Genomic DNA, 13,563 nt, shown 5'->3' on the forward strand with positions numbered 1-13,563 from the left:
GTGTCGCCGCGACTCACGCGCTATGCAAAAATGGATTGGAGGGCATGCGGCTAGTACCTGCTGGCCGACGACGCGCTTGGACCGCCGTTCAAACGTCCGCCTTTCTCAACGTAGTGGCCCAGCACCTATCCTAGCAATCCGTCCAAGCGCGCTTCCAAGGTGGTCCCGTCAGATGCTTTGAAGATGCCGGGCTCGGTCTCGTAGATCACGTAGATGCCTAGCTCGTTGAAGAAATCTATCGTGTCGTTTGCGGTGCCATCCACTTCCCCGGGCAGCGTAAGCACGAGATGAGTATCCGGAGTACCACGCTTGCGCCGGTAGTGCAGCAACTGCCCGATCGCCTTGTACAACTCCCCGCCGAGAGATCCAGAAGTCTTTACCTCAAAGATAACCCGAGCCCGCATGTCGTGGCCGACAATCGCGCTATCGATGTTCACTGTGCGGCGAGCGATAAGTGGTTCCCGGCGGGTCCTGAGCTTAATCCAGTCCTCCAGCGCGCTCTTGAGCCGGTTACAAAGCGGTCCATGGCGATATTCGTAGGTTACGCCGTCTCGATTGCCGGCGGTCTTCATGCCTTCGAATTCGTCGCCGTCATTCCATCGCCACGGGTCTTCGTTTTTCGGGGCTTCTGCGGCTTTGTCTTCGTCTCGTTTGGCTTTCTCCGTAAGTTCGCCTCCCGTTTTGAACTGATCTTTGAGATCGAGGACGCGCAAGACGAACGCTTCGATATCTGCGACGAAGGTCGATGAGCCAAGTGCGACTACAGGAATAACTTCACGCTGCCGCTCACCATCTACGACAGAAACTACGAAGTCACGGAAAAAAGTTAGCGACTTTTCGCGCGCAATTTTTGTGCGAAATGCGTTAAACATCGCGCTGTGGCATAACCATGTGTCGCTGCCGTCAGCTGCCAGCATGCCGGCAACGCCTCGTTTTCCCAACAGGGAGACATTCACCTCGGCATTGGGGTAGAACGCATCCGTTGGGTCGCTCCCATGATCGACGAGCTTGAAAATATGGGAGACGACATTAGGTCGTAGCACACCGAATCCGACGTAGATATCGTTTCTTATTCCGCGCAAGATGCAGCTATCGAGTGTTTGGCGGTCGCCGTTGGGAAAACCCCAAGTCACCTTTAGCTCTCGATATGAGTGGCTCTCGATTTCGGCGCGCAGTTGTGCCGCCGCGCGGCGGATGTCCCCTTCGTTGCTAAGCGCACGCATCATACTGTTGAAAGCCCCGTTTTCGCATGGAGTCGCTATTCTAACGATTGTAAGTACGGGCTAATGTGCCGCACTTCGTCCACTTCCACCGGGTGACCGATTGGCCCCAAAAGCCGCCCCTTGCGGCGCTATACGTGAAGGGCTGCTCCGGGTCGGAACCGGACATCGGCCAGAGCCCCCTTCCCGTCAATTGCGGCCTTCGGGTTTAGCCGGTCAAGCAGTGGCTTGCGCCCCGGTATCCATCGCGGAGGCGATTGCGCTGCTCACAACGGATGTTGGGCACGTCCGAGAACGTCGCACGATGACCGTGGTGGCCATACTGCCATACTGTATAGTCACTTTCGCTCGGCTTTTCCGCCCCGTCTCGGCCACCGAATCGATTCAAAAATCTCCCGGCTGTACACATGCGTTCCCAACTTGCTCCATACGGTGCAGTACTTCTGCTGATTGACTTGCAGTGGGCGATTGACCATCCCGGTTGGGGCGAGCGAAATAACCCTGATGCCGAGCGGCAAGTCAGTCGACTCCTCGCCCATTGGCGAACCCAGGGGTGGCCTGTTTGGCACGTTCGGCATGACTCCACAGACTCCACGTCTCACTACAGACCGGGCCAGCCCGGACATGAATTCAAGCCGGAGACAGCGCCCATAACTGGAGAATCGGTCATTCCGAAGCAGACGAACAGTGCGTTCATCGGCACCGACCTGGAAAAAAGGCTTCGAGCCAATGACTTTCACACATTGGTCGTGGCGGGAGTCATCACGAACAATTCAGTCGAGGCAACCGTCCGGATGGCCGGGAACCTTGGTTTCCAGACGTGGCTTGTGGCTGACGGGTGTTTCACATTCGCTCAGACAGACTGGAATGGGTCACCGCGAAGCGCCGAAGATGTTCACGCCATGTCGCTCGCCAACTTGGACAACGAATATTGCACCGTCGTTACCGCAGATGCGCTGTTAAGCGCTCTCAGCTGAAACGAGCGTCCATTTGTTGCCCCTCACAACCATAATGCCGATTCTCCGCGGCTGGCCGATCTAGAGGCAAAGCATGCATTCCTGGCTGCTGGCTTTGGATGGGGCCCATATGCTGTCGCCATGGTTCAGGACCATCTGGATTCCGGCAAGCTCGCGCTCCTGCGGCTCGGAGCGCGAGCTTGGAACCGGTGTTCATTGCTTGGGCTTCCCGCCGGGAAACCGGCGCAGGGGCTGATCAACATTTTGGCGGCGACGGGATGCACTTATGTGGTGTCCTCTTCAACCCAGGATGGCGATAGTTAACGCTAGACCAGAGGCGTAGACACATGCGAGCATTTCCCGTATATCGAGCGCGACTGGGCTTCTATGCCGGGCTGGTTCTATTGCTGGCCGCGATACCCTTGTCGCCGCTCGGAAGGTCTTATTTCATGTGGCTTGTAGTCGCGCCTTCCATTGTGGTTTTCCTCGGTACATCGCTTTTCTTCATTCTGCTTACATATATACAGCCGTCATTCCGCAACCCTGGCGAGTACGAACATCTGCTGGGGATCCGAGCGACAAGGCTCTGGTGGGGTCTTTGTGCGCTGAGTGCAGCTATGACATGTACATTCCCGTGGGCAATGGATAATCCCCCAAGCATTCCCCTCTGGGTGTCCCAGGCAGGATTGGTCGTTTTCCAGGGAACTATCCAGCTTGCCTTGTTGCGGCGCGAGGCGAGGCTTTATGAGCGCATGCGGCAAAACCGAATGTCGTGAGATGGGCGCAAGACCAAGTCAGAAACTCATCAAGCCTTGGATCGGCCGCGTTGTTGACGCGTTCTCGCGCCCGACGCTGGCGCTGCGCACGTTGCCACTCAAGTGTGACGCAGCCCGGTGCAAGCGACGGTGCAACGGCCAGTCGACCTATATGACCCGAAATCCCGAGTCGGATGAAAACGGCAACGGGCAATGCGCGCGCTCATTCCCCACCTGTCGCCGCCGCGACTCCATCCAGCGCCCGCATGGCTTCATCCGGCAGACGAAGCCGTGCGGCATCCAGGTTCTCCTGCAAGTGGGCAACGGAAGAGGTGCCGGGGATCAGCAAAATGTTCGGCGAGCGCCTGAGCAGCCAGGCCAGGGCGACTTGCAGAGGCGTGGCGTCCAGCTCTCGCGCGACATCCGACAGGATGGACGATTGCAGCTTACTGAAGCCGCCCAACGGGAAGAACGGCACGTAAGCGATGCCCGCACGCGCGAGGTCGTCGATCAGCGCATCGTCGTTCCGGTGCGCCACGTTGTACAGGTTCTGCACGCAAACGATGTCGCAGATACCGCGCGCCTCGGCGACCTGCGCCGGCGTGACGTTGCTCAAGCCGATGTGGCGCACCAGGCCGCGGCGCTGCAGTTCAGCGAGCGCGCTGAGCGGCGCCTCGATGGATCCTTCCGCCGGCCCGTGCACGTCGAACATGATGCGCAGATTGACGGCATGCAGCACGTCCAGGCCCAGGTTGCGCAAGTTGTCCTCCACCGCCTGCGTCAGATCCGAGGCGGAAAATGCGGGTAACCACGAGCCATCCGCGCCGCGGCGCGCGCCGATTTTGGTGACGATGGCCAGATCCGCGGGATAGGGCGCCAGCGCCTCCCGGATCAATTGGTTGGTAATGTGCGGCCCATAGAAATCGCTGGTGTCGATGTGGTTCACCCCGGACTCCACGGCCTTGCGCAGGACCGCCAGGGCCGCGGCCTTGTCCTTGGGCGGCCCGAAAACACCGGGTCCGGCCAGCTGCATGGCGCCGTACCCCAGGCGTTTGACGTTGAGGCTGCCCAGGGCATAGGTGCCAGCCTGATCGATTGTCGACATGGTGCGTTCCTTATGAAGGATGGATAAGGCACCAAGATAGCCACCCCGGCACGCCGCGATAAGCCCATACAATCCGTACGGGCTGTGCGAAAAGGCGAACAATCTCATGAAAGTCGATCTGAACGATTTGAACGCCTTCGTGGCGGTGGCCCGCGCAGGCGGTTTCCGCGATGCCGCGCGCTTGAGCGGCGTCAGCGCATCGGGGCTGAGTGAAGCCGTGCGGCGCCTGGAGGCGCAGGTGGGCGTAAGGCTGTTGAATCGAACCACCCGCAGTGTCGCGCCGACGGAAGCCGGAACGGGTCTGCTGACGCGGTTGGCGCCTGCCTTGACCGAGATGCAGGCCGCGTTGGATTCGGTGAACAGTTTCCGCGACCGGCCCGCGGGCACGCTGCGCCTGAATGTGCCGGTCAGCGTGGCGCGGCTGGTCCTGCCCGCGATCGTGCCTGCATTCCTGGCCGCATATCCGGACATCGTGCTGGACGTGGTCGCCGAGGAAAACTTCGTCGACTTGCTGGCGGAAGGATGCGACGCCGGCATCCGTTATGAAGAGCGCTTGGAACTGGACATGATCGCGGTGCCTATCGGGCCTCGCGTCCAGCGCTTCGCGGCGGCTGCGTCGCCACAGTACCTGGAGCGCCATGGCGTGCCGCGGCATCCGCGCGAACTGGTGCATCATGCCTGCATCCGTGGCCGCTTTCCGAGCGGCGCGATGCCCGCATGGGAGTTCGAGCGGGACGGGGAGGTGGTGCGCGTGGATCCAACGGGACCGATCATCGTCCGCATCGGCGGCGCCGTGGACCTGATGGTCGACGCTGCGGTCGCCGGGACCGGCATCGTTTATCTGTTCGAGGACTGGCTGCGGCCGCACCTGGATAGCGGCGCGCTGCGGCCCGTGCTGTCGCCGTGGTGGCCCAGGTTTCCCGGGCCGTATCTGTATTACCCGGGCCGGCGCCTCACGCCCGCGCCGCTGAAAGCCTTCGTGGACTTCATCAAGGCCGGATAAGGCTGCGCGCGGTCACGCGTTGCCGGGAAAGGTCTGCCGCCATGGTCCACATGGCGGCCCATGCGCTGGCAATGCAGGCGCTGGGAATGCAGGCGCTGGTGAAGCACGTGCCGGCAATGCCGGCGCGATGCGGTCGATTCAATCCAGCTTCAGATTCGCTTCCTGCGCCACCTTCTGCCACTTGGCGATTTCGGCCCGGCGGAACTGTTCGAGTTCGGCTGGGGTGGATCCGATCGGCTCGGCGCCAATGCCATCAAGCACGGTCTTCACGCCGGGATCTTTCAGCACCTCGGCCAGGGCCTTGGAGACCTGTTCAATGATGGGGGCGGGCGTGCCCGCCGGCGCGAAGACCGCATTCCATTCGTAGGACTGGTAACCCGGCACGCCGGACTCCGCGATGGTGGGCAGATCAGGGGCTGCAAGCGAACGGGTGTCCCCGCCCACGGCGATGGCGCGCAGCTTGCCATTCTTGACGTGCGTCCACGACGAGCCCATGGAGGCAAACATTACCGGCACCTGGCCCGACATTACGTCGATCATGGCGGGGCCGCCGCCTTTGTACGCCACATGGACGAGATGCGTGCCAGCCAGCAGATTGAACAGTTCGCCGCCCAGGTGCTGGGCCGAGCCGGGGCCGGCCGAGGCGAAATAGACGGGCGGGCCATCCTTGGCCTTGCCGGCCTTGATCAAATCGGCGACGGTGCGCAACGGCGAGCTGGGCGTGACGACCAGCACATTGGGCACGCGCAACAACAGCGAAACGGGCGCGAAATCCTTGAGCGTGTCGAACTGCATTTTGCTGTGCAGCGCCGGATTCTGCGCGTGATTGGAGGCGTCCAGCATCAGGGTGTAGCCGTCGGGCTGGGCCTTGGCGGCCGCGGCGCCGCCGATCATGCCGCCGGCCCCGCCGCGGTTTTCCACGACCACGGGTTGACCCAGCTTCTCGGCCAGCTTGGGGGCGATCAGCCGGGCGACGGCGTCAACCGTGCCGCCGGGCGGGTAGGTGACGATCATGGTGATGGGGCGTTCCGGATAGGCGGCCGTGGCGCTCGCGGCGGCCAGCAGGCTGGCTCCGACGGCAACCATGGCGCGGCGCGCCAGCGTGTTCAATCTAGTCATGGCTTGTCTCCTCGATGCCAAATAACGCCGACGGCGTGTCGGCCAGAATGATGCGGCGCGCCCGGTCGTCTTCGACCCAGGCGGCCAGTCCGCGCCAGGCCGACGCGTAGTCGGCGTGATACTGGTTTTCGGTGTGCGGCCAGTCGCTGCCCCAAAGCAGACGCTCCGGCCCGTAAGCAGCCAGCAGCCGGGTGGCGGCCTGGCGAGCCTGGGCATCGCGGCCGTCCTGCGGCCAGATCCGGTAGGCGGCCGAGAGCTTGACCCAGATGCGGCCGGAGCTGGCCTGCTGAAGCAAGTAATGGAAGCCCGCGTCCTCCACGCCATCGGGGCGGCCGAAATGGTCCACAACGACCCGGCAGCCGCTTGGGATCAGCACGTCGAGGGATTCGCGCAGGCGACCGGCGGGAGCGTGTACTTCGACATGCCAATCCAGGGCCCGCAACGCTGTCAGCAGGCTTTGCCATTCGGCGCCCGCGAGCTCGGGCGTCGGCAGGCCAAACAGATTCAACCGTATGCCGCGCACGCCGGCTTGATGAAGGCGGCGAAGTTCCTCCGGGCTTATGCCGGGCTCGATCACGACGACACCACGCAGCCGGCCGCGGGCCTGAGCCAGCGCTTGCAGCAAAAAGCGATTGTCGGTGCCGAGAAAACTTGGCTGCACCAGCACGCCGTGCGTGAGCCCATGCCGATCGAGATGGCCGAGATAGTCGTCCAGCGTCGCATCGTGGTCCGGGGTATAGCGCCGGCGGTCTTGCATGGGCAGCCCGCGCAAGAACACATGGGCGTGGGTGTCTACGGCGAGGGGAATGCGGGGCGGCAAGCCGGGTCTCCGTCGTTCTGATTTGTATCGGGCGGGATTCTAGGCAGCCGGGATATATTGATCTATAGAGAAAAACCGTTTTTTCAATATCGGATCAATATGGAAACCCGGCATCTGCGCCATTTTCTGGCGGTGATAGATCAAGGCAGTGTCAGCCGCGCCGCCAATTGGCTGGGCATTGCGCAGCCGGCCTTGTCGCAATCGTTGCAGCGCATGGAGAAGGATCTTGGCGTGCGCCTGTTCGAGCGCGGCCGGCAGGGCGCGCATCCCACGCCCGCTGCCCTGGCGATTCTTGAAGACGTACGGGTCAGCGTGGCGCGCATCGATGCGGCAGCCAAGCGCGCGCGGGATATCGCGGCAGGCAGCGCAGGCCAATTGACCGTCGGTCTGGTGTCATCGGCCTTGTTCGATACCCTGCCGCGCGCCTTGAGGGCGCTGCGTCGTCAGGCGCCGGGCGTGAGGGTCGTGCTGCGGGAAATGAGCAATGCCGAGCAGGCCGAGGCGCTGGCCCAGGGTGAAATCGATATTGGCCTGATGCATACACCGGTTGCCGTGGCGGGCCGGATGCGCGAACGCCTGTTGTTGCGCGACCGGCTGGTGGCGGCCGTGCCCGATGAATTCGAGGTCCAGGCCGATGGCACGGTTTCGCTGGCCCAGATCGCGCAGGCCGGTCTGGTGCTGTATCCGCAAACCCAGTTGCCAGTGCTTTATGCCGGCATCCTGGACGCGATGCGCAAGTCCGGGCTCGCGCCCGTGGTGTCCCAGGAAGCCAACCGCACGCTTACCGTGCTGTCCTGCGTGGCGGGCGGGTGCGGCGTGGCCCTGCTGCCAAGCTGGATACGCAGTCTGGATTTTCGCGGCGTGCGTTTCTGCGAGGTCAGCGACGGTCAGGCCTTGCCCAGCTTCGACTTGAGCGCCATATGGCCGGCGCGTTCGGTCCCGACACTGGCCGACGTGTTTGCGAATCTGGATCTGCAGGCTTGAGCTGCGCCGGTGAGCATGGGCTAAGCGTTGGCGTGGTTGTCGGGACCGGAGCCAACTTCATCGCGCATGGCCTGTATGAAATCCACCAGCGCCGAATGGCTATCTTCCTTGCGCCAGACCGTCCCCACCGGCCCGAAGCTGAAGCTGAGCGGCAACCTTTGTACGGCGCCAAGATCTTGCAGCCGCGTCGCCATGGTTCCCGAACACACCGAGACGTAGTCCGTGCTGCGCAGGACGATCAGGGCCGTCATCACCGATGCGGTTTCCACCGCGGGCCGCAGCCCCGCGCCTCCCTGTTCCAATAGCTTGGCGTCCAACTGCATGCGCATCAAGGTGTTCGGTGGCGGCATGATCCACGCGTATTCCAGCAGGTCGGACCACGTTATTCCGGATTGCCCGGCAAGCGGATGCCCAGGGCCTGTAATCACCGCCACGTCGTCATCGAACAGAATCTCGTGAACGAGGTCCGGGCGGTACGTGCGCGCGTCGATGGAGCCGACGATCAGGTCCAGCTCGCGCTTTTCCAGGCCTTCCAGCAAGTCGTCCAGCTTGCCCTCGGACATCCGTATCGAGACGTTGGGGTTGCGGATCTGAAAGGCGCAGATCGCGGCCGGCACCAGGTGAGCGACGCCGGCGGTGACGCTGCCGATGTGCAGCCTGGCCGACGCGCCTTGCTGTATGGAACTGAATTCGTCGTGGGTGCGGTTCAGGTCTCCCAACACCCGGATGGCGAGCCGGCGCAAGGCCTCGCCCGCGGCGGTGAGCTGCAGCTGACGGCCACGCACGACGAGCCGGGTGCCCGCGATGCCTTCCAGATCGGTCAGCCAATGCGAGACCGCGGATTGCGTCATGTGCATGCGGGCCGCGGCCTCGGACAACGTGCGCGAGCTGTTCAGAATCAGGAATCCTTCCAGGTGCCGCATCTTGAGCCGGCGGATCCAGCTCCGTACCGCTGCAGCTTCAGTCATGAATATTTCCTCATACAAGCGTGTCCGGATTTCACTAGCCAGCACACGGCCGATTTCCCAATAATCCCCTGCCGATCGGCATAGAACAGTTGGATGGTACTTCCAGGCAGGGGAACTCAAGAATGAAGATTTATTCAAAGATCAGCGCCCTGATCGGCGCCGCGGCCTTGGCCACGGCGACGCTGGCGCATGCGGACAACTGGCCGGCGCGGCCGCTGAAGCTGATCGTGTCGCAGGGCGCGGGCGGCAGCACGGACACGATCGCCCGGACTTGGGCCGAACACGTGGGACGGACCATCGGCCAGCCCATCGTGGTGGAAAACCGGCCGGGCGCGGGCGGCATCATCGCCGCGCAGGCGACGCTGGCCCAGCCCGCCGACGGCTATACGCTCTTCATGGCGGGCGTATCGCAAATGGTGTTGAACAAGTTCGTCTACAAACCGTTGGCGTACGACCCGGACAAGGATTTCGTCGGGGTCGCGACGCTCAGCGTCGTGCCTTTCGTGCTGGTCGCCAATCCCGCGACGGGTTTCAAGTCGTTCGACGATCTGAAGAAGGCGGCGTTGGCCCGGCCGGATCATTTGAACTTCGCGTCATCGGGCCGGGGCAACTCCACGCACCTGGTTGTGGAGCTGCTGCAGAAGCAGACCGGCATACGCATGTCGCATATTCCCTACCGCGGCGAGACGGATGGGGTGGTGGCGACGGCGTCGGGAAGCACCGACGTCATGGCGCCGACGCTGAGCACGGCGCTGCCTTTGATCAAGAGCGGCAAGCTCGTGCCCCTGCTGCTGCTTTCCAAGCAACGCAATCCGGATCTGCCGGACGTGCCGACGGCGAAGGAGCTCGGCATGGACGGTTTCGACGATATCGGCTGGGCGGGCATCGCCGCCAAGACCGGGACGCCGCCCGAAGTGCTGGAAAAGCTGCATGCCGCGACCAACGCCTTTCTGGACGACCCTGCCACGGCGGCGAAATTCCAATCCATGCAGACCCAGATCCTGAAGACCGGTCAGGAAGCGCTCATGCGCTACACCGCCCGCGACACAATCAAGTGGCGCGATGCCATCGGCAACCTGGAATTGAGCCCGAACTGATATGAGCCGAAAAGCAATGGTGGTGTGCCCGCAGCCGGAGGCGGCCGAGTCGGGCATCGAGATCCTGCAGGCGGGCGGCAATGCCGTCGATGCCGCCGTGGCTTGCGCGCTGGCGCAGACGGTGGTGGACCCCTTGATGTGCGGCATCGCGGGATTCGGCACGGGCGCCGTTTACATGGCGGGCAAGGGCGTTCATGAATACATCGACTTTCATGCCCCGGCGCCCGCCGCGGCAAAGCCCGATATGTGGGCACACCTGCTGGAGGGCGAGGCGCGCGACGGCTTCGGCTTCAGTATCAAGGGCCGCCTGAACGACATCGGCCCGCAATCGATTGCGGTGCCTGGCACGCTGCGCGGACTGGAAGCCATGCATCGGGCCCACGGCCGGCTGCCCTGGCGCGATGTGGTGGAGCCGGCCATCGCCTGGGCTCGCGACGGTTTTTTCGTGCGCCCGGCAATGTATGCGTTCTGGATCGACGAGCCGCACATGGGCCGCGCCAGCAACCGCGAACGCCTGGCGTGGTGCGAGGATGGCCGCCGCCTGTACTGCCGTGCGGACGGCTCCCCGAAGACGATCGGAACGCCGCTGACCAATCCGGATTACGCCGAAACGCTGCGCATGATCGCGGCGGAAGGCGCGGACGCGTTTTATGTCGGCGCCCTGGCGGACCGGATGCTCGAGTTTCTGTCGGCCCAGGGCGCGCTGATCTCGCGCGAGGACCTGGCCGCATACCAGCCCGCGCGCAATGCGCCGCTGTCCGGGACGTATCGGGACCGGCGCATCACCACCAACCAGCCGCCCGGCGGCGGCGCAATGCTTATCGAAATGCTCAACATCCTGGAGCATTTCGATCTGGCCGGTCTGGGACACAACAGTCCTGAATACATCCGGGTGGTGTGCGAAGCCATGAAGCGCGCGACCGCCGACAAGGATCGCTATATCGGCGATCCGAAGTTCGTCGATGTCCCGCTGGACCGCTTGCTTTCCAAGGACTATGCGAGCCAGGCCGCCGCGGCCATCCGCGCGGGCGAAAAGGTGCGGATCGAACGCGTCGATAGCGCCGTAGTCGTTCCTCGCGATACGACGCATCTGTCGGTGGTGGACGGCGATGGCAATTGCGTGTCGCTGACCCATTCGCTGGCCATGCCATCCGGCGTTATCGCGCCCGGATTGGGGTTCATGTTCAATGGCTGCATGGGAGTCTTCGACCCTCGTCCGGGGCGGGCAGGGAGCATCGCGCCGGGCAAAAGCCGGTTCACGTCATCGTGTCCGACCATCGTTTTCCGCAACGGCGAACCGGAGATCGTACTGGGAGCGCCGGGCGGCACGCAGATCGCCATGGGCGTGCTGCAGAGCCTGTTGAATGTCATCGATTTCGGCCACCCGATGCAGACGGCCGTGTCCTTGCCGCGGTTCTCGGCCACCAGCAATGCGATCGATATCTGCAATCGCATTCCGCGCGCGGTGGAGCGCGCGCTGGCGGGACAGGGGTATGAGGTCATCCGCAATCCCTTTGGCTACACCATCGCGTGGGTGCACGCGATACGGATGGCCGATGGGCAGTTGCAAGGCGGCGCGGATCCGGGGCGGGATGGCGTTGCCTACGAGACTGTGGTGGCCGGATAAGCCGCTGCGAGCGGCTGCGGCATGGCGCGGGGAAATGCACGCATGGCCCTAGCGCGCTTGCCCTTGCCGCATTCCGATCATCGCGCGTGACAGGCGGCTTGCGGCAGCCAGGATATGTTCCTTGTGCCCCAGCAGCACTTCTTCGTTCAGGCGCGATAAAGGGCCGGAAATACACACCGCGCCGACCAGGCTCCAATTGATTCCGTAGACGGGCGCGGAGATGCTCGATACCTCTGCGTCGCGCTCGCCCAGCGAGATCATGTAGCCGGCGCGGCGTATCGACTCGTACGGTTCGTCGGGTTCGCCGGAGAAGGCAAGCAGCACGCGTCCCGGGCTGCCCAGGTTCAGCGGCAGCGCCGCGCCGACCCGGACATGATGGCGTATGGACCGGGGCCCTTCCACCCGCGCAACGCAGATCCGCTGATTGCCTTCGCGGACATAGAACGTGGCGCTTTCGCCGGTGACCTCGGATAGTTCGCGCAGCACCGGCTGCACGACTTCGACCACATTGAACGTGGCCTGATAACAGGCGCCCAGCCAGCCGGCCGCGCGGGCCAGCCGCCACGTGCCATCCGGCCGCTGCGCGAGGTAATCGTCCATCGCCAGTGTGCGCGCCAGGCGCAGCACCGTGGACCGATGGCATCCGGTGCGGCGGCTCAATTCCGCCAGCGAAAGATACGCGTCCTCCACGCCAAAGGCCTCAAGGATCCGCATGGCGCGCCGGACGGCTACGACGCCTTCTTCGCCCGCCGTATCGTCCCCGCTTTCTCCGGCCGATTGCTTCATTGTGCGATACATGTCTCGTTGTACGAAATGCCATTGTAATAGGCGGAACACCTGCCCACAATGCGCATCTCATAAAAAACATCGGAGACAGTCATGCGATTCCTGCGCCATGCGTTCGCCGCCCTCCTTGCCGGCGTCTGCGCCCTGCAAGCCGCCGCGGCCCACGCCTATCCCGACAAGCCCATTCGCCTGATCGTGCCGTTTCCGCCCGGTGGCGGGACCGATGCGCTGGCCCGGCAGGTGGCCAACGAGATGGCGGCCAGGAATGGATGGACGTTCGTCATCGAGAACCGCCCGGGCGCGGGCGGGAACCTGGGCGTGGACCAGGCGGCCAAGGCAAAGCCGGACGGCTACACGCTGGTGATCGGGCAGACGAGCAACCTGGCGATCAACCCGACCCTCTACGCCAAACTGCCCTACGACCCCGAAAAAGACCTGACGCCTATCGGCATGGTGGCGGAGGCGCCGCTGGTACTGGCAGTGGCGGCAAACGCGCCGTACAAAACGCTGGCCGACGTCGTCGCGGCATCCAAGGCCAAACCCGGCTCCATCGACGTCGCGACGTCGGGCAACGGCACGGTGGCCCACCTGGCGACGGAGATGTTCCAGAAGGCTGCCGGTATCCGGTTGACCCACGTTCCCTACAAGGGCGCGGCGCAGGGCGCTACCGACCTGATCGGCGGCCAGATCGACATGTACATGTCTTCCGTGCCGACGCTCATCGGTCATATCCGCAATGGGGCGATGCGGGCGCTGGCAGTTACCTCGCTCAAGCGCAGCGAGGACCTGCCTGACGTGCCGACCTTCGCGGAATCCGGCTTCAAGGATTTCGATGCCGTGACGTGGTTCGGATTGGCGGGGCCCTCGGGCCTGCCGGCGGACGTGGTGCGCACGCTCAACCACGCGCTGACCGCAGCCCTGGACGCGCCCTCCACCCGCAAGCTTTTCCAGGCGCAGGGCGCCGAGGTCCGCAGCAGCACCCCCGAAGCGTTCGCGAAGCTGATCCATGACGATCGCGTCCGCTGGGGCGAGATCGTCAAGGCTTCCGGCGCGCGCATCGATTGATGCGGATGGCCCGCGGCCCGCAGCGTATTTCCAAGCGCGTCACGGCGGCCCATCGCGC

Annotated in this window: 12 protein-coding genes; 6 read left to right on the forward strand and 6 right to left on the reverse strand. The window is 63.7% G+C overall.

Translation table 11 applies throughout. The features are described 5' to 3' along the window. Positions 1-125 precede the first annotated feature (125 nt). Positions 126-1,226, reverse strand: coding sequence for a hypothetical protein (locus tag CAL13_RS02830; protein ID WP_086071441.1), 1,101 nt, complete (start codon positions 1,224-1,226; stop codon positions 126-128). 401 nt (positions 1,227-1,627) lie between these two features. On the opposite strand from CAL13_RS02830, the gene CAL13_RS02835 reads away from it, so the two are divergent. Further along, complete coding sequence (locus CAL13_RS02835; protein WP_086071442.1) at positions 1,628-2,197, forward strand: cysteine hydrolase family protein; 570 nt, start codon at positions 1,628-1,630, stop codon at positions 2,195-2,197. Between the two features lie 957 nt (positions 2,198-3,154). On the opposite strand, the gene CAL13_RS02845 is transcribed toward CAL13_RS02835, so the two are convergent. After that, positions 3,155-4,036: an aldo/keto reductase family oxidoreductase gene (locus tag CAL13_RS02845; protein WP_086071444.1), complete on the reverse strand. Its 882-nt coding sequence runs from the start codon at positions 4,034-4,036 to the stop codon at positions 3,155-3,157. Positions 4,037-4,142: 106 nt separating this feature from the next. Here CAL13_RS02845 and CAL13_RS02850 point away from each other — a divergent pair, with 106 nt between their 5' ends. Continuing rightward, entirely contained in the window at positions 4,143-5,039 is an 897-nt protein-coding gene (locus tag CAL13_RS02850; RefSeq protein WP_086056039.1) for a LysR family transcriptional regulator, read from the forward strand. Positions 5,040-5,177: 138 nt separating this feature from the next. Here CAL13_RS02850 and CAL13_RS02855 read toward each other — a convergent pair whose 3' ends face one another. Together CAL13_RS02855 and CAL13_RS02860 are read right to left on the reverse strand one after the other, a co-directional pair. Further along, the gene (locus CAL13_RS02855; RefSeq protein WP_086071445.1) at positions 5,178-6,158 is read right to left on the reverse strand and encodes a tripartite tricarboxylate transporter substrate binding protein; all 981 of its coding nucleotides are present in this window, start codon (positions 6,156-6,158) and stop codon (positions 5,178-5,180) included. Next, positions 6,151-6,978 carry an amidohydrolase family protein gene (locus CAL13_RS02860; RefSeq protein ID WP_086071446.1) on the reverse strand — a complete coding sequence of 276 codons (828 nt, stop codon included), beginning with the start codon at positions 6,976-6,978 and terminating at the stop codon, positions 6,151-6,153. The genes CAL13_RS02855 and CAL13_RS02860 overlap by 8 nt, the downstream gene beginning before the upstream one ends. A gap of 99 nt (positions 6,979-7,077) precedes the next feature. Here CAL13_RS02860 and CAL13_RS02865 point away from each other — a divergent pair, with 99 nt between their 5' ends. After that, positions 7,078-7,962 (forward strand): LysR family transcriptional regulator, encoded by an 885-nt coding sequence (locus CAL13_RS02865; RefSeq protein WP_086071447.1) that lies wholly within the window; start codon positions 7,078-7,080, stop codon positions 7,960-7,962. A gap of 20 nt (positions 7,963-7,982) precedes the next feature. Here CAL13_RS02865 and CAL13_RS02870 read toward each other — a convergent pair whose 3' ends face one another. Then, positions 7,983-8,930 (reverse strand): LysR family transcriptional regulator, encoded by a 948-nt coding sequence (locus CAL13_RS02870; protein ID WP_232467753.1) that lies wholly within the window; start codon positions 8,928-8,930, stop codon positions 7,983-7,985. A 122-nt stretch (positions 8,931-9,052) separates the two neighbouring features. On the opposite strand from CAL13_RS02870, the gene CAL13_RS02875 reads away from it, so the two are divergent. Both CAL13_RS02875 and ggt read left to right on the forward strand, forming a co-directional pair. Continuing rightward, positions 9,053-10,027: a Bug family tripartite tricarboxylate transporter substrate binding protein gene (locus CAL13_RS02875; RefSeq protein WP_086071448.1), complete on the forward strand. Its 975-nt coding sequence runs from the start codon at positions 9,053-9,055 to the stop codon at positions 10,025-10,027. A gap of 1 nt (position 10,028) precedes the next feature. Further along, positions 10,029-11,654: a gamma-glutamyltransferase gene (gene ggt / locus CAL13_RS02880; RefSeq protein WP_086071449.1), complete on the forward strand. Its 1,626-nt coding sequence runs from the start codon at positions 10,029-10,031 to the stop codon at positions 11,652-11,654. A gap of 48 nt (positions 11,655-11,702) precedes the next feature. On the opposite strand, the gene CAL13_RS02885 is transcribed toward ggt, so the two are convergent. Beyond that, the gene (locus CAL13_RS02885; protein WP_086071450.1) at positions 11,703-12,440 is read right to left on the reverse strand and encodes an IclR family transcriptional regulator; all 738 of its coding nucleotides are present in this window, start codon (positions 12,438-12,440) and stop codon (positions 11,703-11,705) included. A 93-nt stretch (positions 12,441-12,533) separates the two neighbouring features. On the opposite strand from CAL13_RS02885, the gene CAL13_RS02890 reads away from it, so the two are divergent. Next, positions 12,534-13,505, forward strand: coding sequence for a Bug family tripartite tricarboxylate transporter substrate binding protein (locus CAL13_RS02890; protein WP_086071451.1), 972 nt, complete (start codon positions 12,534-12,536; stop codon positions 13,503-13,505). The last annotated feature ends 58 nt before the right edge of the window (positions 13,506-13,563 follow it).

It is taken from the genome of Bordetella genomosp. 9 (assembly GCF_002119725.1).
Lineage (GTDB): Bacteria > Pseudomonadota > Gammaproteobacteria > Burkholderiales > Burkholderiaceae_B > Bordetella_C.